We start from the raw sequence: 18,888 nt of genomic DNA, 5'->3' as shown, positions 1-18,888 counted from the left end.
TCCGCACGCTTTGTGCGGGGTCCCTTGGGCTTTGTCCGGGAGTTATCTGGCATCGAGGTAGGCGCGCAGGAACTGTTCTGCGGCAGATGGCGGTACCTTTAGGTAGTCCACGGTCCCGCCCAGGGCGGTGGGCATAGGCGGGTAAGGACGTTGTGATTGCCACTGGCCGGCGTCCGGCGCGAGGGAACGCGGCCAGTGGGGTGGTTCCCAGTCCTGGTGTTCGCTTTTGTATTTCCGTCCTGATGGTGAGATCCAGCCGGGCGGCTCGTTCTTTGTTGCCGGCGCCGGTTTCCAGCCGCTGGCATGTTTGAGTCTGTGGTGCCGTGGACAGGGCTGTCCCAGGTTGCTGATTCCGGTGGTGCCGCCGTGGTGCCAGGCCAGGAGGTGGTCTGCTTCGTTGTCCAGGGAGTGGTTGCTGCACCCTGGGAACGGGCATTTGCCGTCACGCATCCGTAGCCAGTTCCGCATGGCCTTCGTGAGCCGGTAACTGGTGCGGCCGATTTCCAGGGGTGCCCCGTCCCGTGGGTCCACGAGCACCCGGTGGAACGAGTCCGCCCCGTTGGCCACCAGCTCCCGTGCCATGGAGGCAGGGATAGGTCCGAACCCGTCGAGCATCGCCGACTCTTCAGTCATACCGAGCAGGGAGAAGACAGGAACGGTAACCAGGATTTCGGCCCGGGGCGTAGGCACATCGGCAAGACCGCTGGCCCCTGCATCCAGCCCGGCCCCGGTCGCGGCGCTGACTCCCTTGCTGCAGCGGGCGCAGCCGTTGTTGCTGCGCAGGGCTGCGGCTGCGAACACGTCTGCCCGTAACTGGGTGAGCGTCCGGGCCTCGTGAGGACCCTGCAGGCCGCGGGCGATGGCCGTGATGCGGTTCCAGATCGCAGCCGCCTGGTCCGCGGGCAGGTAGGCGGACACCCGTGCCATGCCGTCCTGCTCCGGGGTGTATTCCAGGTACCTGTCTTGCACTCCTTTAGCATGGCGTCTTTCAATGCTGTCCGGGTGATGGCGTTCCCGCCAGGTCCTGGCCTTCCGCCGGAACCTAAAGGCGGGCATCTCGCCGGCCGGACAACCGCGGGCAGGATTGGCCGCGTCAGCGTCGAGGAAGTGAGCTTCAAGTGCCCGCGCTGCTTCGCGGTCGAGGGTGGCGGTTTCGTCCACCATTACCTTGGCGTGTTGCCACGAAACGGTTCCCGCCTGGAGGGCTGACAGGGTGAGTGGGAGAGACGTAGACAAGGCATGGGATTGCTCCAGTAGCATGCCTGCGGCCCTATCTCCGATAGCCAGTACGCAGCCCACCTCGGCCGTTATTGCCATTTCCTGGGCAATGGCCGGCACATAAGGAGGCGCCGCCGACCGGGCCGAATCCGCATACGTAGCGGCTGCCTCCGCCTTCAATGCAGCGATCCGAGCCTCAGCGCGTGCTATCCCCGCAAGGATGTCCAAACACTCATCAGCGACGGCGGCCAGCGGGTCGGTGTCCGAGGTCAACCCGCATCCGGACCCAGCCACCTCGGCGCGAAGCATGGCGATTGCGGCGTCGATCGCCCCAAAAGCCTCTTCCACCGCTTGGTTTGCCATGTGCCCATTATTGAAGGGGGGTGTGACATTTTTTGTGCACCAGTTTTGCGAAGCCCGTAACCATGCTTCCCTCAGAACAGCGGCCAGGGCACCGCCGACATCTCACCGCTCGGAGCCGGGAACCGACCCGCCGAGCGCAACCGGGCGCAGCGCACGGCGAGCGAGGCGACTTCTTCTGCGCTGAGCAGGTCCGCCAGGTTCCGGCCCAGCTCACCGTCCAGTCTTTCGCTGACACGGTCGATGCCCTCAAGTTCCTCGACAGTCAGTGCGTCCCCCAGCCAACCCCACAGCACCGTGCGCAGCTTGTGGTCACGGTGAAAGGTGAGCCCGTGGTCCACGCCGTGCCGGTGTCCGTTCGGCATGGCCAGGATGTGGTCGCCTTTGCGGTCGGCATTGTTTACGACGACGTCGAACACCGCCATGCGTCTGAGCGCCGGAGTGTCCTCATGTATGAGGGCGACCATCCGTCCGTTCTCATCCTGACCCTCGAGGACGTGTTTCCAACCGACCTCCGGTACGTCGTCCGACGCAATGAGGTCCACGGCGTTCTGGCCAGGGTCTGTCTCCTGCCACAGCTGCACCATCCCTTCGCCGAGCGGACCATCGCGCAGCCAGGTGCGAGGCACCACGTTCCAGCCGAGGACCTCCGAGACCAGGTAGGCGGCAACCTCCCGGTGGGCAAGGACGCCGTCGGGAAAATCCCACAGCGGTTTCTCTCCGGCTATCGGCTTGTAGACAACCGTCGTGTCGCCGATGCTGCCCACGAAGGTGGCATTCGACGCCGCCGTAATGCGCCCGGTGAGCGTCAGCTCGGCCGTCACCAGGTCAGGCGCCGGCATCAGGCCTCGGGCAGGGTGCAGACGTGCCCGTCGGCGTCTACGGGGTAACCGCAGAGCGGGCACGCGGGACGCCCGGCGCCCACAACCTCCCGGGTGCGCTTAGCGAATGCGCGGGCGGTGCCAACGGGCATGCGCACCAGTAGCATTTCGGGCACATCGGCGTCATCCTCATCAAGCGATTCGTCGTCGTTATCAGCGCTGACATCGGTGAGCGGGTAGGCCTCTATCACGACCTGCGCCGTCGTCGGGTCCCACCCTAAACTCATGGCGCCCGTCCGGAACTGCTCCTGAACGGCCTCGAGCTGGTCATTGTCAACCAGCTCAATGGGAGTACTGGTGGGAACGCTGTGGGGGTTGCCCTCGACGTTGAGAAGCTGGTCGAGGATTTCGTCGATCTTCTCCGCGAGCAGGGCCGACTGCTGCTTTTCCATGGCGATACTTACGAGCTGAGTCCCTGCCCGCACCTGCAGGTAGAACGTCCGTGCCCCCGGAAGGCCAATGGTGCCAACGACGACCCGATCAGGCCAGTCGAACTCATGAACACGTGTTGGCATATGAACATTCTAGGCACAGGCGCTTCATGGCGCCCCTTGCCCTGCACCGCCGCCCACCGTCGCGTCAACGGACTGGATGCCGTTGGACAGCCAGGACAGATCCCCGGCATCGGTGTTGGTCGCGTAGACGCTTGGCCGAGTGGCGCTGTAGCGCACGATCGACGCCGATGCAGGGGCCACGTTAATGCGCTGGAACAGGTCGAGGTGCATGCCAAGCGCGTCGGCAACAATCGATTTGATGATGTCACCGTGGCTCACCGCCACCCATACGGCTCCCGGCCCGTACTCGGCTTCGAAGGCTGCATCGTGGCGCCGAATTGCTGCTACCGCCCGAGCCTGCATCCCGGCCATGGATTCACCGCCGGGAAAGACGACGGCGGACGGCTGCGATTGCACCGCGGACCACAGGTCTTCGGTTGCGAGATCACTGAGCGAGCGGCCCTGCCACTGGCCATAATCGCACTCGGTGAGATCGGGTTCCACAGGCGCGTACGGATTGCCGGCCTGGCGGTCGAGGATGAACTGGGCAGTTTGCTGGCAACGCTCGAGAGGGCTCGATACCACCCCAACTAAGGGGACTGCCGCGAGCCGTTCTCCGGTCAAGGCCGCCTGCTCGCGTCCGATCTGGTCCAGGCTGACCCCGGCGGCCCGCCCGGCCAGCAGTCCAGTGGCATTGGCTGTGGTGCGGCCGTGCCGCACGAGAATAACTGTCGCCATCCACCCAGCCTATCTACCCGCTCGATGGCAGTGTCCACCAGATCCATGAAGATTTGGTCCGGCGCTGGCATCGGCCCTTCGGAAGGGAGTAGGCGTGCCCGTCGGGGACCTGGGTAGGCAATAGCCCGCACCATGACGGTGCGGGTGGAGTCGCTGGGTGGATGGGCACTCGCTGCCGCCGTCGGGCACCTTTCATTTGGTCAAGACACAGCATCGCGGCCCACCGAACTGCCGCGGCACCACTTTTGTTGTCCCTCGGGACTTTGGCCGAAGTTTACGGTGTAGCCCCTGATGCGTTGCCGCGGTGTCACCTGGCGCTGTTTGGCTCGTGCTGTTCCTTTCCCTATCACCCAGGAGCTCACGATGCCGATCCAGTTCCCCGCATCCCACACCAGCCATGGCCAGAGCCGCCGCAGCTTCCTGGGCATGAGTGCGGCCGCCGCTTTCGCGGTCGCCGGGGCCCCAGCAGCAGCCGCGACTACCCGCGGCGCCGAGCCGCCGCTGCGATTCGGTGTCATCGCCGACTGCCAGTTCGCTGACAAGCCTGACCGCGGCGTCCGGCTCTACCGGCAGTCCGTAAGCAAGCTGCAGGAGGCGGTGGCCACCCTCAACGAGGAGGACCTACGGTTCGCGCTGCACCTCGGCGACTTCGTTGATGAGTTCCCGGAGAGCTTTGATGCCGTGATGCCGATCTGGGAGCAGCTGAGGATGTCGAAATACCACGTTCTTGGCAACCATGACTTCCAGATGCCCCGCGAGGACGTGCTGCGCACCATGAACATGCCGGCGTCGTACCACCAGTTCCGCCGCAACGGCTGGCGATTCATCATCGTGGACACAAACGACGTCAGCACCTACGGCAACCCCGAAGGTTCCGCCAATTACGTACTGGCCGAAAAGATGCGGGCCGAACTGCAGGCAGCGGGCAAGCCGAACGGCCAGACCTGGAACGGCGGTGTTGGTCCGGAGCAGCTCGCCTGGATCGAGCAGACCCTTGAGTTGGCTCGCCACAACGGCGAAAAGGTTGTGCTCAACGCGCACCACCCTGTCTTCCCCCTCGACCAGCACAATGCCTACAACGACACCACACTGGTGGACCTGGTGACCTCCTACGACAATGTTGTTGCCTGGTTCAATGGCCACAACCACGCAGGCAACTACGGCTTCGCCGGCGGAACCCACTTCATCACTTTCAAGGGCATGCTCGACACGATGGTGAATTCCTACGCCACTGTCCAGGCGTTCGATGACCGCCTCGTGGTTCAGGGATTCGGACGCGAGCCCAACCGGATCGTCCCCATTGGCGCGCCTGCATACGAGGTCTGAGGGAGGTTTTCGCCGTTGACGCGCCCCGGTTGTGTGCCGATGGATTGCGCGTAGCAGTCGCCAGAGCTCGTGGCGTGGTGCCTAGAAACTGGTCACCAGTTCGCTGAGCACCTCTTCGAGCCTGTTTGGATCGGTGGCGTCATAGTAGTGTGCCCCGCTGGCCTTGGCGATTTCCCGGAGGGTGGGGACGTCGGCGTCGGGACCGTAAGCGAGGGTAAAAACCAGTACCGGCGTGGAGTGGTTCTGATGGCTCAACTGTTCGGAGAGACTCGTCAGGTCTCCCGGATGCGTGGTGTCGTTTTTTCCGTCGCTCAAAAGCACGATGGTGTTGATGAAGCTGTCCTTGTATTCCTTCGCCTGTTCGCCCGCGAAGCGGCTCACTGCTTCAAAAAGAGGCGTAGCGTCTACGGCCTTAAGTTCAGCGAGCTTGGCCCTGATGTCATCCTTGTTGGTCTCATACGGAGCTACGGGGCTTACGATGCCCGGTGTCAGGGGACCGTCACCCACTTGGGAGAAGGCAGCCAGCCCAATCTCATCTTCCCCCACGAAATGGTCCAGCGCCTTGAGCACGGCGTCCTTGGCCCGTTGCAGCTTGGTCACTCCGGTTTCCTGCACCATGGACTCCGAGACGTCCAGCAGGAACAAGGCCCTGGCCCGCTTCCGGACATCGGCGAAGCTGTCCTTAATGCCGGTAAGCACCTCGCCCTTGGGAAGCGGCAGTGGCTGGAGCGTCTCGGCGTACCGTCCGGTCGCGGCCACCCCGGGGTCCAGCTTCCCCTGGATGCTGCGGTACCCGGACGCCTTCACAACCTGTTGGCCCTGTTCCGTTACTGCGAACGCGAGGAAGTCCTCGGCCGCCATGCGCTGCTGGGTCCCCACCCAATCACCGTTAAGGATCACCGCGGGGTTGTCCGCTACGTGCACGCCGTCGTCCGGATAGATGGCGCGGAGGGGTTCCTTGGGCGCGGGACCGGATTGCTTTGTTTTGCCGTCCTCGCTGACGACTCCCCGGTTGTAGTCCCAGACTGACTTTTCATCCACGATCACGGCGGAAAGGAACTCCGAGACCTTCCCCGCGTCATCAGCCTGCCTGGCGTGCCACAGGAAATGCTCGGGAGTGGCCATGTAGTGGCTGGTGCCGAGTTCCACGTCGCGCACCTTCTCCACCAGAGACGGTGCCTTTAGATCCATGCCCTCCAAACCTCCCACGCTGCCGCCGGCGGCACCGTATGAAGCTGCGAGGGCCATCAAGCCCGACGTCGACACGAGCGGGCTGGCCTTGCCGAACTTGAACTTTCCCCAGTCCCCATGGCCCAGGCGCTCCCAGACGTCCTGCTCCCCGGCCATCCGGAAGACCTCAGACCACGACGGCGGTTTGCTGTCCCAGCCGAGCGCGGCGGTCATCGTCTCCGGCATAGCCACCACGATCGCACTCCGGGCGAGGCTGGTTCCTTCCTCAGGGACAAGGCTTCCACCGGCACCTTCCCGTGCGATTCTTAACCACGCGGAGGAGTCCGGCAGCCAGATGGCGGGCCTGTCACCTGCCGGCACACCGGGGAATTGTGCAGAAACCTTGCCGGCAGCGACTCCCGATTTTTCCTGCATCACTGCAGGAGCCACGCATTTGCCGTCCACGCTCCGGGGTTTCGCCGTGTACTCGCCGGCCAGGGCACGGACCATGTCCGCGTTTTCCAGCGAAGTGAGGATATTGACGGGAATGCAGGGAGCGCTCCCGGCGGCAGCGGCAGGGCTGTCCTGCGCCAGGGATGCACTTACTGGAGGCGTGCCGCCGTTCCCCGCTGAAGCGCCGTCCTCCCCTGAATCGGCGGGAAAAATCACCGCCCGCAGCACGAATGCGGCGCCTACGATCAGGAGTGCCACGGCTGCCGCTGCGGCAGTCCAGATCCAGCGTGGATAAATCGGGTCAGTTGCTGCGCGTCGGCGGCCCATGCATGTTTCCTTTGGCTTCCGCCGGGTTTCCCCGGTGTGAATACAAATATGAAACCGACCCGCGGTAGTTAAACCGCGATTGCGCCTCGCCCCCGCCCGAATGCCCCCGCAACCGGAGACGCACTTTGAGGATAACCCCGGCAGGCGCGAAGTGAGCGTTGTGATTCATATTTTTGCCAAGAAGCGGGCCCTGCACGGAAAACCGTGCAGGGCCCGCATGGTGCCGGTACCGGCCTTACAGCTGGGCAGCTCCGGGTTCCAGCGAAAATTTCTTCGGAAGCTTCATGGAGTTTTCGGCCATGACGTCGCGAAGGCGGTCCGGATAGTCGGTGATGATGCCGTCCACCCCGGTGGCGATGAGCGCGCGCATGGTGGGCTTGTCATTGACGGTCCAGGGGATCACCTGCATGCCTGCTTCGTGGGCACGGTCGACCATGTCAGTGGTGACATAGGGGGTGTACCCGGCGTCCTCCACCGTCCCGTTCTGGGGAGCTCCGTGCACCGGGGAAATAGCGTCGAAGCCCAGGTGGGATGCTGCCGCCACCAGGTCGCCGCCGAAGTCGTCGGCGTCGATGCCGCCCAGCCAGGGTGAGCTGCCGGGCTTGCCGGCCTGCAGGAAGTCCTTGTTGGTCAGGGCAACGGTGCGGATCTGCGGGTCCAGTTCCTGGACGAGCCGGAGTGCACCCCAGTCGAAGCTTTGGATGGACACGCGGGGCTGCATGTTGGCGGTCTTGATTTCCTTGAGTGCCACGTTCACGAACTGTTCCCGGGGAGCAGTCTGTTCCGGCGCGCCGGCTTCCACCTTGGTCTCGATGTTGAACTTGACCTGGCTTGCCCGGTAGGAATCCACCAGAGCAAAAACTTCGGCAAGGGTAGGCATCTTCTCGCCGGGGGCGGACTGCTGGCCCGGGTACTGGGACAGGGTCAGGCTGCCGCAATCGAGGCTTCGGACCTGCTCGAAGGTGAGGTCTTTGATGTATTTGCCAACGTACGGGAACTGGGGATCCCCCGGCGTGACGGGAGCCGTGTCGGCGCACTTCTTGTTGCTGATCTTCCGGTCATGCGTGACGACTTCGCGGCCGTCCTTGGTGATCTGGAGGTCAAGTTCAAGGGTGGTCACGCCCGTCTCGAGCGCCTTGGCGAATGCGGGGAGGGTGGACTCCACCGTCAGTCCCAGGCCGCCGCGGTGCGCCTGGAGGTCGAAGTGGTTGTCGGCGCCGTTCGGATTGGTGTCGGCGGCCTGCGCCGGCAGGGATGTTCCCAGCGCCAGGCCTGTGCATATGGCCGCCGCGGTCAGCAGCTTTGCATAGTTCATCTGTCAATCTCCAAGTTGGGGTGGTGTGCCCGTAAAAGGGCACACCAAGTCTCGGGATCCAGGGGAAACCAACAACAGCGAGCAGGTGGCGGGGACGTTACGCAGACATGAACTAAGACCGTACTCCCGGAAGGTTCAACGGCCGACGACGGCCAGCGCCACGAGGCGCGCGCCCTCACCTTCCGCGAATACAGACAGAGCCGTGGCCGCCTCCGCGGGGAACACCAGGTCCGTGACGGTGGCGAGCCCGTCCTGGGCGAAGACCTCCACGGAGCAGCGGTCCAGGTAGATCCGCAGTCGGAGCCGGCCTTCCTGCAGGGGCACGGCCACGGCTTCAATCGAAGGGAACGTTTCGTGGAAGGCAACCTGCCCCGATTCGCGCCGGTCCAGCCGCAGCGTTCCGTCCGCCGTGTCGTAGCGGATGACCGTCCGCTCACCGGACCCGGCCCGCAGCGCCAGTCCCACGCCCGCCGCGGCGCCCGGTTCCAACTCAACGTCGATCCGCGCCACGGAATCGGCGGCCGGGACGTCCAGAACGCCGGAAGCCAAGGGCTGCGGCCCCAGCCGGACGTGCCCTGTTTCCAGCTCCGGAAAAGGATCAATGGCCTCCTGCCGAAGTACCACCTTCCCGTCCACCCGGGTCAGCGACACCTCCCGCGGCAGGGACATGGCGCTGCGCCAGCCGCCGGTGGGGGTGGACGCGGCATAGTCCCAGTTGTTCATCCAGCCCATCATGATCCGGCGCCCGCCCGGGACGTTGCTGAACGAGACGGCGGCGTAGTAGTCCCGCCCCCAGTCCAGCCAGCCGTACTCGCGCATCCGGCTGCTGTCCGGCTGGAGGCCCTCGGTAACGGTCGTCCCGGAATGGAACGCCACGCCGTCGAACTCTCCCAGGAAGTACTGTCCCGCGGAGCCGCCGGCAATCCCGCCCGGGTTGATGTTCACAATGAGGACCCACCGGCTGTCCTCCGGATTCCCGTCCACGGGCAACTCGAACAGGTCCGGGCACTCCCATACGCCGCCGGTTGCGTTGGCAGGTCCAAAGGTGCTCAGGTGTTCCCACGCCTTGAGGTCGGCGGACTTGTACAGCACCACCTGGCGCTCCACCGCCTCAACGGCGACCATCACCCAGTAACTGCCGGCGCCGCCGTCGTACCAAAAAACCTTTGGATCGCGGAAGTCAGCGGACGCGCGGTCCAGCACGGGATTGCCGTGGTACTTGGTCCAGGTCCGGCCTTCGTCGAGGCTGTAGGCGAGGGACTGCGCCTGCCGGCCCGCCAGTGGGGAGGCCTCGCTGTAGGCACTGGTGTAGATGGCGACCAGCGGGGGATTGGCCTGTGTGCCCAGGCCACTGGTGTTGTACTGATCGAACACCGCCGAGCCGGAGAAGATGGCCTCGCGCTCGTCGCACGGAATGGCCACCGGCTGCTCGTCCCAGTGCAGCAGGTCCCGGGAGGTGGCGTGCCCCCAGGACATGTTGCCCCAGTCCGGGCCGAACGGGTTGTGCTGGTAGAAGAGGTGGTAGGTGCCGTTGAGGTACACCAGCCCGTTCGGATCGTTCAACCAGTTCCGTTCGGCGGTGTAGTGGAACGCGGGCCGGTACTGGTCGGTGGCAGCCAACGTGGCGCTCGCCGCCGTCGTCAATGAATTCATGGTTAGCCCTTTACGCCGCTGGAGGCGATGCTGTTGACGAACGAACGCTGGAAGGCGATGAAAAGCACCACCACCGGAACGGTGATCAGGGAAGCGTATGCCATCACCTCGCCCCACGAAACGTTCAGCTGGAAGAAGTACTGGATGCCGATCATCACAGGGCGCAGCTCCTCGGACTGGACCACCATGAGTGGCCAGAGGTAGGAGTTCCAGGCCGGCAGGAAGGTCAGGATCGCCACCGTTGCGGTCGCCGGGCCGGACAGCGGCATGACCACCTGGCGGTAGATCTTGAACCAGCCGGCACCGTCAATGCGGGCGGCCTCGTCGAGTTCCTTGGGGATGGACTCGAAGTACTGGTGGAACAGGTAGATGGAGAAGGCGTTGGCGATGAACGGGATGATCTGCACCTGGTAGGTGTCCAGCCAGCCCTTGGAGAATTCAAGGCTGAAGCCGTTCAGCTCGAAGTAGGGAAGCTGGTTGACCCACCACACCAGCGGCAGGGCCAGGGTCTGGAAAGGCACGATCAGCGTGGCCAGGATGGCGGTGAACACGATCTTCTTGCCGCGGACCTCCATCCGGGACAGGGCGAAGGCGCAGAGGCTGTTGACGAAGATGCCCAGGACAACGGTGACGGCGGAGACGCCCACCGAGTTGAGCAGGAAGCGGGCTGCCGGGACGCGGTCGAACACGGCTGCGTAGTTGTCGAAGGAGATGTTGCCGATGGGCAGGAACGCGGCCAGCGAGGACATGTCGCCGAAGATCTGCTGGTCCGGCTTCAGCGAGGACACCAGCATGAAGACGATGGGGAACGCAGCGACGACCGCGAAGAGGATGCGCACCAGCATGGTGCCGGCGCTTCTGAGGAGCAGTTGGTTTTTCATGTCAGTCTTTCTCCCGCGTGAGGTGGCGCTGCACCACGGAGACGATCAGGACGAGGACGAAGAACACCAGCGAGATGGCGGAGGCGTAGGAGGTTTCCTGCTGCCGGTAGCCGGACTGGACAGCCTCGTAAATGATGGTTGTGGTGGAATCCATGGGCCCGCCCTGGGTCATTACGCTGATCTGGTCGAAGAGGCCAAGGGCCTGGATGGTGATGGTCACGAGCACCAGGCTCCGGGTGTGGAAGAGGCCGGGCCAGGTGACGTAGCGGAACTGCTGCCACCGGCTGGTGCCGTCCAGCTGCGCCGCCTCGTAGAGCTCGCCGGAGATGCCCTGCAGTCCGGCCAGCCAGATGATCATGTGGAAGCCGGCGGCCTGCCAGATGGACAGGATGATGATGGCCGGCATCGCAGTGTTCGGATCGCCCAGCCAGTCCGGCCCGTCGATCAGGCCGAAGCTGACGGCGGCGAGGATCTCGTTGATCAGGCCGTCCTTGCGGTACATAAACAGCCACAGCAGCGAGACCACCACCATGGAGGTGACCACAGGCAGGAAGTACACGGTGCGGAAGAAGTTCACTCCGCGGAATTTCTTGTTGATCAGCAGCGCCATGACCAGTGCAAGGCCGGACTGCACCGGAACAATGACCACGGTGAAGTAGGCGACGTTGAGCAGGGCGCGGTAGAACGTGGGGTCCGTGAAGAGCCGGGCGAAGTTGTCCACGCCCACGAATTCCACCGGCCGCGGCGAGATGAGCCGGGCGTTGGTGAAGGCCAGGCCGAAGCCCAGGATGGCCGGAATGAAGATGAAGGCCAGCAGGAGCACCGCCGCGGGGGCGATCATGCCCCAGCCGCTGAGCTGGTCCCGGCGGAAGCCGGGCCGGCGGTGCGCGGCGGGTTTAGCGTTCGACGGCGGCACGGCAGTTGCGAGGGTGGCCGGACGTGGGCGGGTGGGAAGGTGTGAAGTTGCCATGAGGGGTCTCCGTAGGTCGGGCGGCCGGAGGGATGCGGCGCGCTGCGGCGCATCCCTCCGGCGTGCTCCGGCTATTTCTTGTAGCCGCCGTTGGACTTGATGTTGGCGTCTATCGCCTTCACGGCGCTGTCCAGGGTGGACTTCGGGTCTGCACCGTTCAGGATGTCCTGGACGGCCTTGCCGTATTCAGTGGCGATGAACGGGTAGGCGGGTGTCTCGGGGCGCATGACGGCGTATTCACGCGAGAAGTCCATGAAGATCCGGTTGGCGCCGCCCTCGGCGAAGGCCGGGATCAGGGCTGCCGCCTCATTGCTGGCGGGGATGGCTCCGGTGGCTTTGGCGACGGCGGCGATGTTCTCCGGCTTCAGGGAGTAGGAGAGGTAGTCCATGGCGGCCTCGGAATTGCTGCAGCCGCTGGTGACGCCCCACTGCCAGGAGGCGCCGCCGATCTTGGGGCCTTCACCCAGGTCAACAGGGGGCATAACCACCAGGTCGTCACCGAGCGCGGCCTTGGCCTTGTCCGCAGCCCATGAACCGGTGTAGACGATGGCGCTCTTGTTGTTCAGGAAGTCCTGGGTGGAATCCTTGCCGCTCTTCTTGGCCATGAATCCCTGGTCGGCCAGGCCGCGGAACCACTCGGCCCACGCCACAGCCTTGTCCCCGTTGAGCTCGCCCTCGGCGCTCTGGAAGCCGTCGCGGTTGACCAGGTCTCCGCCGAAGGACTGCAGGAAGGGGGAGTAGGCGTACGGAAGCCATTCGCCGGTGCCGGCGGTGCCCAGGTCCAGCGGGTGCTCCCACTTGCCGAGGGCCTTGAGCTTTGTCAGGGCGTCCTGGAACTCCTCTTTGGTCCAGGGCTGCTCGATGGTGGCAGCCCGCACCCCGGCGGCCTCCAGGTCTGAGGTGCGTGCCATCATGGCCAGCGCGACGTCGTAGTAGCCCACCGCGTAGGGCTTTCCGTCCCATTCAGCCACTGTGCTGGGGAGCTGCTTGGAAAGGTCGGCATCCAGTTCCAGGGGCTTCAGGTATCCGGCCCACGCCCAGTTCGGCACGTTGGGGCCGTCGATGTCCACGATGCAGGGGAGGTTCCCCGCGGCGGCGGCGGAAACGACAGAGTCGTTGTAGGAGTCCTGCGGGAAGGCCTGGACCTTGATCTTCACTTTGTCCTGGCTGCCGTTGTAGGAGTCCACGATCTTCTGGACCGCAGCCAGCTCATCCGGGTTACCGGCGTTGTGGGTCCAAAGGGCAATCTCCCCGGAACCTTCGCTGGAGGAGGACGCGCTGCCCTTGCCGCAGCCGGCGAGGGTGGCGGTGAGGGCGACGGCGGCTATGCTGGTCGCCAGGACCTTGGTGAGCTTCTTGTTCATGGGTCGGTCTTTCTGCTTGGACAGCGGGGGATTGATGAGGGTCCTGCAGGGAACGCGGCCGCTGCAACGGCTGCGTTCCCGATCTTTTTTGGGGGAATTAGGGAAAGCGGATAACAGCACCTGGCCCGGGGGCTCTGCAGGTCAGTTCCTGGGCGGGGCCACGGAGTCCCGCTCGACCAGCGGGCAGGCGATCTTTTCATGCACCCGGGGTGCGCCGGGGTTCTCAAGTTCGTTGAGCAGCTTATGGACCACCCACCGGCCCATTTCATAGTGGGGGAGGGCCATGGTGGATAGCCCCGGCCAGAGGGCGTCGGCAATCAGTTCCAGGTTGTCCACCCCCACAATCGAGAGGTCCGCCGGGATGTCCAGGCCAAGATAACCGGCTGCCTGGTAGGCGCCCATGGCCATCTGGTCGTTGAAACAGAACAACGCGGTGGGCCGTTCCGTTCCGGACAGCAGATCCAGTGCAGCCGCACGCCCGCCGGCAGTGCTCGGATGCCCAGCCACCAGGCGGTCCGCCGGCAGCTTCAGTCCATGGCGGTCCAGGGCTGAACGAAAACCCGCGAGCCGTTCGTGGGCGGCAGGAATGTCGTCCTCATTGTTGATCATGGCAATCCTGCGGTGGCCTGCCGCCACCAGGAGTTCGGCAGCGGCCTCGCCGGCCCCGAATTCGTCCGGCACTACCGAGGACAGCCCGGGGTTGTCCGTGGTGGCGTCCAGCACGATGGTGGGAACCGCGCTGAGTTCATCGGGTACGGACACCAGCTGGTTGAACATCCGGGCGAAGATGATTCCGTCAACCTGGTGCTGCTGCAGTGCCCGGATCTCCTGGCGCTCCAGTTCATTGTCCAGGCCGGAGTTGACCACCATCAGCAGGTGTCCGTGCTCTGAGGCGGCGTCCTGTGCGCCCTGGATCATGGCGCCGGCGAAGGGGGTGGTGGTGATCTCGTCGCTGACAAGGCCCAGGATCTGGGAGCGCTGGTTCCGCAGTCCGCTCGCCAAACGGTTCGGTGCGTAGCCGAGGTCGCCGGCGACGGCTTTGATGTGCTCGACAGTTTGGGCATTCACCCGGGAGCTGTGCGCTTCGCTCAGGGCGTGGGACACAGTGGTCACGGACACGCCTGCAGCTTTCGCTACGTCCCGGATGTTTACCTTCGTCGCCATCGACCGTTCCTTTGCAAAACGTTTTGTATGTTGCTTGCATCACTATATGCAAAACGTTTTGCAGCCGTCAAGGGCGGCAGCGTGGCTTTCCGCCATTTTCTTTCTTCACGCCGGAAATTGGCGTGGCGCGGGCTTGGGGCGCAGTGGCGTTGCGCAAGCAGGATGCGTAGCGTCGTCGTTCGGGCAAGGTGAGGGGCCGCATCTCTCCGGCACACAGTGCGCGCACGAAGTCGCCGCGCTGGAGTCCTCAATCCTGTTGGCGGCCTGCACCCGGGAGCCACCGTCGCTGGAACGTGTCCTCGCCGCGGCTGATCAGGCCCCGGAGGCTGAGAAGCGCTGATCAGCTGCGTCGCGAATACTTTCGGCAACCCCTGGGTTCTCGCGGAGCTGGGGTTGGGAGAAGCGCCGGAGGAGGAGGAAGTGGATATGCCTGCTCGGACCGCTGCACCCGCGAAGGCGAAAATGTCCCGATGCCAGCCAGGCAGACCGCTCCGTTAGCCTGGCGGCCCTTCGAGGATGCGCCGGGCGTCGAGCTCAGCGTCGAGGGCCTTATTGCTGACAATGTCGCCGCGGAGATGGCCGGCAGCAGCGATGATGTTCCGGAGCTCCGAAACTGTGCGTGGTTCTTTGACGCCGTGGTGCGCCAGGGCGTGGCAGTTTGGGCACAACGGAACAAGGTCGACAATGGGATCCAGCTGGTACCCGTCACCGAGCAGTGCCGGCGGCACTACGTGGTGGACGTCGATGTAGCCTGTGCCGGCGTCGCCGTACGAGGCCTCGAATGAAAAGCCGCAGGCCGCGCAGGACGTTCCATGGAAAGCCAGGCAGATCCGGCGTGCCTCGGAGTCCCGCTCATAGCGGTTCACGTCGATGCTGGTGACTGCGTCCGGCGGGTAGGTTCCGGAAACCACCTGCGCGGGGACAACCGCCGTCGGTCCCTGCTCCCGCCACAGCCGACGAAGGCCCGGCTCCGCCCCAGGCGGCAGGCCCATGCCTGAACGAAGGGTGAGGTCTCGCCAATCCATCCCGGGGAGGGCGTGGCTGATGGCCCCGGGCCGTATCTGCTCGCCGAGGGGGAGCAGGGCGTCGAAAGCAACGCTGACGTGCCAGGCGGCGTCTTCACGTTCCCCCGGCGGCACGGCCGCGTATGGTTCGGACATCACAACCCCGTGTCCGATGAGCCCGGTTCCCGCGTCAGTCCTGCCCTGTACCAGGAGCCAGGTTTCAGTGCCCGGCCCGATATCCCATGCGCGGCCTACGCTCCAGCGCTGCAGGAACCAGCCTGACCGGGCCACGTGCTCGACGGCGGCGCGGTAGTCCCAGCGGTTCCGTTCACCGGGGTTCCAGCCAAGAATTACTGCAGCCACTGCCCACCTTGTCCAGTTATCCAGCGCTCACCGGGTGCCCGCCTTCACGGCCGGCACTCGGGCTAGATGGGTTCCTTGGCCAGCGCCTTGGTCTTGGCCGGTGTCTCGCGGCCCAAACGTTCGTCGAGGGTGACGCGCAGCCTGGCGGCCGCCACCTGGACACGGTGCTCAGCCGGGGTGGCCTTCTTCGGGACGGGCTTGGCGGAAGTGTTCCGCGGAGTATGGACAAACCGGCGTTCAGGCGACGCTGCGCTCATGGTCCAGCCTCCTTGGTTGTGTCTTCATCCGTGGTTCCATTCTCGCCCATGTTGAGGCCGGCGTCCACGAACGGCACCTCCGGGCCGGTGTTGCCTTCCTCCCCAAGGTCGTCCCCGTTCTCGTCACCGGAGACGCTTTTCCACGCGATGTCGAACAACTCGAGTTCTTCGGTGCGCGCGAGTTCGCTGCGGGCCAGCACTTCCAGGGTAGCCAGCCCCAGGGCCTTGGTTCCCTCGTCCTGGTCCAGCGCCCGGTCCAGGGCCCACTGGGTCCGCCGCCACCATTCGGCGCGGCTGTCCGCCTCGGTTTTCTGCATCAGGGCCCGGGCGTCCGCTTCCCGCTTCTGCTCCAGGGCAGTCTTGTCCGCGGCGGTGCGCTGCTTGAGGGTGCGCCAGTTGATGTAGAAGGCCAGCAGGGCGGCAATGAGGACGGCCAGGGGGCCGAGCCCGGCGAGGATCACCCACCAGTCGGCCGGTCCCGAGTGGACGACGACATCCAGCGGCGCGGGGGACGGGGCAGGGGTCACCTTGCCAGCATAGGCCGGGGAGGTGGTTCCAGCCGGCGGACACCCCGCAACCGGCAGTCAGGCGGACACCCCGCAACCGGCAGTCAGGCGGTCAGGGGGCGTGGGCGCCGGAGCCGCGCCGGGAGATCAGGACCGGGCCTCGCGCGTGGTGAAGAACCGCATGGGCGGTGGAACCGATGGTCTGCCGCAAAAAGCCGTGTCCTTGGGTCCCCACGACCAGCATCCGCGCGTCGTCCGAGGCTTTGAGGATGGCGTGCGGGACCGACGCATCGGTGAGGACCCTGCCCTCCATCTGAACGTAGGGTGCGAGAGTGCGGGCGCGGTGAAGGGCTGCATGGAGCACTTCGCCGGCGGCAGCCTCGGCGTCGAGCCCGTTCTGCTGCGCGTACCCTGCAGGCACATGGTGGACGTGGACAATAGTGAGCTTCACCTGCCATGCCGAGGCCAGGGCGCAAGCGTCCGCCAGGGCCGTGGGAGAACCGGAGGCGTCAACGGCGACGACGACCGGTCCGCCAGGATGGAGGTCCGGCCGGATCACTGCTACGGGGCAGGAGGCAGTGGCGGCGAGCTCAAGGCTCACCGAACCCACCAGCAGCCCCAGGAATCCGCCCAGCCCCCGGCTGCCTACAACAACCATCTCCTGGCCGGTAGAGATCTCAGCCAGGTACGAGGCGGGCAGTCCATGCAACAGGGTGGCCTGGACGTCCAGCCCCGGTGCCGCGGCTTGAGCGCGACTGACGCCCTCCTCAAGGATCGCCTGGGCTGACCGCTCCAGGCCGCTGTCCGCCACACCTGGTACGGGGCCCAGTTTGTGGGTGAGCAGCGGCCAAATTGAAACGTGGACGACGCGGAGGGGACAGCCGCGCAGGTCCGCCTGCTGCGCTGCCCAATGGATGGCGGCTGCGGCTTCTGCCGAGCCGTCGTAACCGGCGACGATGGACCGCGGTTCCTCCATTGCTCCTTAGCTCCTGCCCAGGGGACTTTCGGCCCTGTGGTGGCTCCTTGTGAGACTCCATGCTGAGGGGGTGGGCCGCTGTATATCTGCCTATTCCAGCAGAGCACCCCCAGTTGGCGGAAGCAAGAATGTTATCTGAGATGAGGAGCATGGCATGGCCGTCTGGCAGGAAATCATCAGTCCAAACCGGTTCGAGGGCCAGACCGTCATCGTCACAGGCGCCGCTTCCGGCATTGGGCTTGCCACCGCGCTGCGTGTTGCCCGGGAAGGCGGGCGGGTCATTGCCAGCGACCTCAGCGCGGAGGGCCCGGACAAGCTCGTAGCGGACTACGCGGAACTGGGCTTCGTACCCGTGGCCGGCGACGTCAGCAAAGAGGACGTGGTGCAGGGCGTGGTGGCTGCTGCCGGCGGGCGCATCGACGCACTGGCCAACGTGGCCGGGATCATGGACAGCTTCCAGCCTGTGCATGAGGTCGACGACGCTACCTGGGACCGCGTCCTCAATGTCAATCTGACGTCAATGATGCGCCTTATGAGGGCGGCAGTGCCCGTCATGCTGGCTGCGGGGTCCGGCTCGATCGTGAATGTTTCATCCGAGGCGGGCCTGCGGGGGTCCGCAGCCGGTGCTGCGTACACCGTTTCAAAGCACGCCGTCATTGGCCTGACCCGCAGCTCTGCCGTCATGTACGGGCGCCGGGGCATCCGCGTCAATGCGGTCGCCCCCGGCGGCACCAGGACCAACATCCATGCCGAATTCAAGTCCGACCTCGCAGCTGGAGTCCTCGGTCCGTTCATGCAGGTGAACGTACCGCCCATCGCTGAAGCGGGGGAGGTCGCCGCCGGAATCACTTTCCTGCTCAGCCGGGACGGATCGAACATCAACGGCGTGGTGCTTGCCTCTGACAACGGCTGGAACGCCATCTGAGCCACGCCGGCCGGCACAGACCCCAGGCACATGAGCGAGCGAAGAAGTACGTGGCACGCGCGGCACAAGGAGGGCCTAAGCCGGGGCGAGCGGGCGGCCGACGTCCTCCGCAACGGCATGGGCAGCTGGACTTTCGTGGGGCTGTTCGTCGCCTTCATGGCGGCATGGGCCGCGTACAATTCCTATGTCCTGGCATCGGACGCGTGGGACCCCTATCCCTACATCCTCCTCAACCTCTTCCTTTCCATGCTGGCCGGGCTCCAGGGCGCCATCCTGTTGATTGCCGCCAAGCGCCAGGACGCAATTGCGGCGGCCATGGCCCGCCATGACTACGAGACGGACGTGCAGTCGAAGTCAGAGATCGACCGGCTGATGGCAATCAACAGCCGGCAGCTTGAGTTGCTGGAGGAACTCCGGGCCATGCTCTCCAGGCCCGGCGTGCTTCAACCCGGTCTATTGCCGCCCGGCGCGCCCCTGCTGGGGGAAGATGCAGGCACGGACGACGGCGGGAGCACGGCCGGCCGCCCGGCCGGCGGATAGGCA

At 65.1% G+C, this 18,888-nt stretch carries 18 protein-coding genes; 3 read left to right on the top strand and 15 right to left on the bottom strand.

The annotated features are described in order from the left end of the window. Positions 1-42: 42 nt before the first annotated feature. The 4 genes from Q9R30_RS01735 to Q9R30_RS01720 all read right to left on the bottom strand — a co-directional run bounded on the left by Q9R30_RS01735 (position 43) and on the right by Q9R30_RS01720 (position 3,691). A complete protein-coding gene (locus Q9R30_RS01735) occupies positions 43-1,581 on the bottom strand; it encodes a DUF222 domain-containing protein (RefSeq protein ID WP_311216591.1) in 1,539 nt (512 codons plus the stop codon). Between the two features lie 71 nt (positions 1,582-1,652). Next, positions 1,653-2,420 carry an SCO1664 family protein gene (locus Q9R30_RS01730; RefSeq protein WP_311216590.1) on the bottom strand — a complete coding sequence of 256 codons (768 nt, stop codon included), beginning with the start codon at positions 2,418-2,420 and terminating at the stop codon, positions 1,653-1,655. Beyond that, positions 2,420-2,974, bottom strand: coding sequence for a DUF3090 domain-containing protein (locus tag Q9R30_RS01725; protein WP_311216589.1), 555 nt, complete (start codon positions 2,972-2,974; stop codon positions 2,420-2,422). Before Q9R30_RS01725 ends, Q9R30_RS01730 begins: the two co-directional genes overlap by 1 nt. 24 nt (positions 2,975-2,998) lie before the next feature. Next, positions 2,999-3,691 (bottom strand): histidine phosphatase family protein, encoded by a 693-nt coding sequence (locus Q9R30_RS01720; protein ID WP_311216588.1) that lies wholly within the window; start codon positions 3,689-3,691, stop codon positions 2,999-3,001. Between the two features lie 363 nt (positions 3,692-4,054). On the opposite strand from Q9R30_RS01720, the gene Q9R30_RS01715 reads away from it, so the two are divergent. Beyond that, positions 4,055-5,017: a metallophosphoesterase gene (locus Q9R30_RS01715; protein ID WP_311216587.1), complete on the top strand. Its 963-nt coding sequence runs from the start codon at positions 4,055-4,057 to the stop codon at positions 5,015-5,017. Positions 5,018-5,098: 81 nt separating this feature from the next. On the opposite strand, the gene Q9R30_RS01710 is transcribed toward Q9R30_RS01715, so the two are convergent. The 11 genes from Q9R30_RS01710 to Q9R30_RS01660 all read right to left on the bottom strand — a co-directional run bounded on the left by Q9R30_RS01710 (position 5,099) and on the right by Q9R30_RS01660 (position 17,420). Next, entirely contained in the window at positions 5,099-6,967 is a 1,869-nt protein-coding gene (locus Q9R30_RS01710) for a substrate-binding domain-containing protein (protein WP_311216586.1), read from the bottom strand. 235 nt (positions 6,968-7,202) lie between these two features. Beyond that, positions 7,203-8,282 (bottom strand): glycerophosphodiester phosphodiesterase, encoded by a 1,080-nt coding sequence (locus Q9R30_RS01705; RefSeq protein WP_311216585.1) that lies wholly within the window; start codon positions 8,280-8,282, stop codon positions 7,203-7,205. Positions 8,283-8,417: 135 nt separating this feature from the next. Further along, complete coding sequence (locus tag Q9R30_RS01700) at positions 8,418-9,935, bottom strand: glycoside hydrolase family 32 protein (protein WP_311216584.1); 1,518 nt, start codon at positions 9,933-9,935, stop codon at positions 8,418-8,420. Between the two features lie 2 nt (positions 9,936-9,937). Continuing rightward, the gene (locus Q9R30_RS01695; RefSeq protein ID WP_311216583.1) at positions 9,938-10,816 is read right to left on the bottom strand and encodes a carbohydrate ABC transporter permease; all 879 of its coding nucleotides are present in this window, start codon (positions 10,814-10,816) and stop codon (positions 9,938-9,940) included. 1 nt (position 10,817) lies between these two features. Then, complete coding sequence (locus Q9R30_RS01690) at positions 10,818-11,786, bottom strand: carbohydrate ABC transporter permease (RefSeq protein ID WP_104998152.1); 969 nt, start codon at positions 11,784-11,786, stop codon at positions 10,818-10,820. Between the two features lie 71 nt (positions 11,787-11,857). Further along, positions 11,858-13,150, bottom strand: coding sequence for a sugar ABC transporter substrate-binding protein (locus Q9R30_RS01685; protein ID WP_104998151.1), 1,293 nt, complete (start codon positions 13,148-13,150; stop codon positions 11,858-11,860). A gap of 141 nt (positions 13,151-13,291) precedes the next feature. After that, positions 13,292-14,314, bottom strand: coding sequence for a LacI family DNA-binding transcriptional regulator (locus Q9R30_RS01680; RefSeq protein WP_311216582.1), 1,023 nt, complete (start codon positions 14,312-14,314; stop codon positions 13,292-13,294). A gap of 494 nt (positions 14,315-14,808) precedes the next feature. Further along, on the bottom strand, positions 14,809-15,681 hold the full coding sequence (locus tag Q9R30_RS01675; protein WP_104998149.1) for an HNH endonuclease: 873 nt from the start codon (positions 15,679-15,681) through the stop codon (positions 14,809-14,811). A 62-nt stretch (positions 15,682-15,743) separates the two neighbouring features. Beyond that, the gene (locus Q9R30_RS01670; RefSeq protein ID WP_104998148.1) at positions 15,744-15,938 is read right to left on the bottom strand and encodes a hypothetical protein; all 195 of its coding nucleotides are present in this window, start codon (positions 15,936-15,938) and stop codon (positions 15,744-15,746) included. Continuing rightward, the gene (locus Q9R30_RS01665) at positions 15,935-16,465 is read right to left on the bottom strand and encodes a hypothetical protein (RefSeq protein WP_104998147.1); all 531 of its coding nucleotides are present in this window, start codon (positions 16,463-16,465) and stop codon (positions 15,935-15,937) included. The genes Q9R30_RS01670 and Q9R30_RS01665 overlap by 4 nt, the downstream gene beginning before the upstream one ends. A gap of 91 nt (positions 16,466-16,556) precedes the next feature. Next, a complete protein-coding gene (locus Q9R30_RS01660; protein WP_311216581.1) occupies positions 16,557-17,420 on the bottom strand; it encodes a universal stress protein in 864 nt (287 codons plus the stop codon). A gap of 154 nt (positions 17,421-17,574) precedes the next feature. Between Q9R30_RS01660 and Q9R30_RS01655 the strand changes: the two genes are divergently transcribed. After that, entirely contained in the window at positions 17,575-18,345 is a 771-nt protein-coding gene (locus Q9R30_RS01655; RefSeq protein ID WP_311216580.1) for an SDR family NAD(P)-dependent oxidoreductase, read from the top strand. 30 nt (positions 18,346-18,375) lie between these two features. Further along, the gene (locus tag Q9R30_RS01650) at positions 18,376-18,885 is read left to right on the top strand and encodes a DUF1003 domain-containing protein (RefSeq protein WP_104998144.1); all 510 of its coding nucleotides are present in this window, start codon (positions 18,376-18,378) and stop codon (positions 18,883-18,885) included. The last annotated feature ends 3 nt before the right edge of the window (positions 18,886-18,888 follow it).

Source organism: Arthrobacter sp. AB6 (assembly GCF_031844545.1).
In the GTDB taxonomy this organism is placed as follows: domain Bacteria; phylum Actinomycetota; class Actinomycetes; order Actinomycetales; family Micrococcaceae; genus Arthrobacter.
This window is presented reverse-complemented; position numbering and strand designations above follow the sequence as displayed.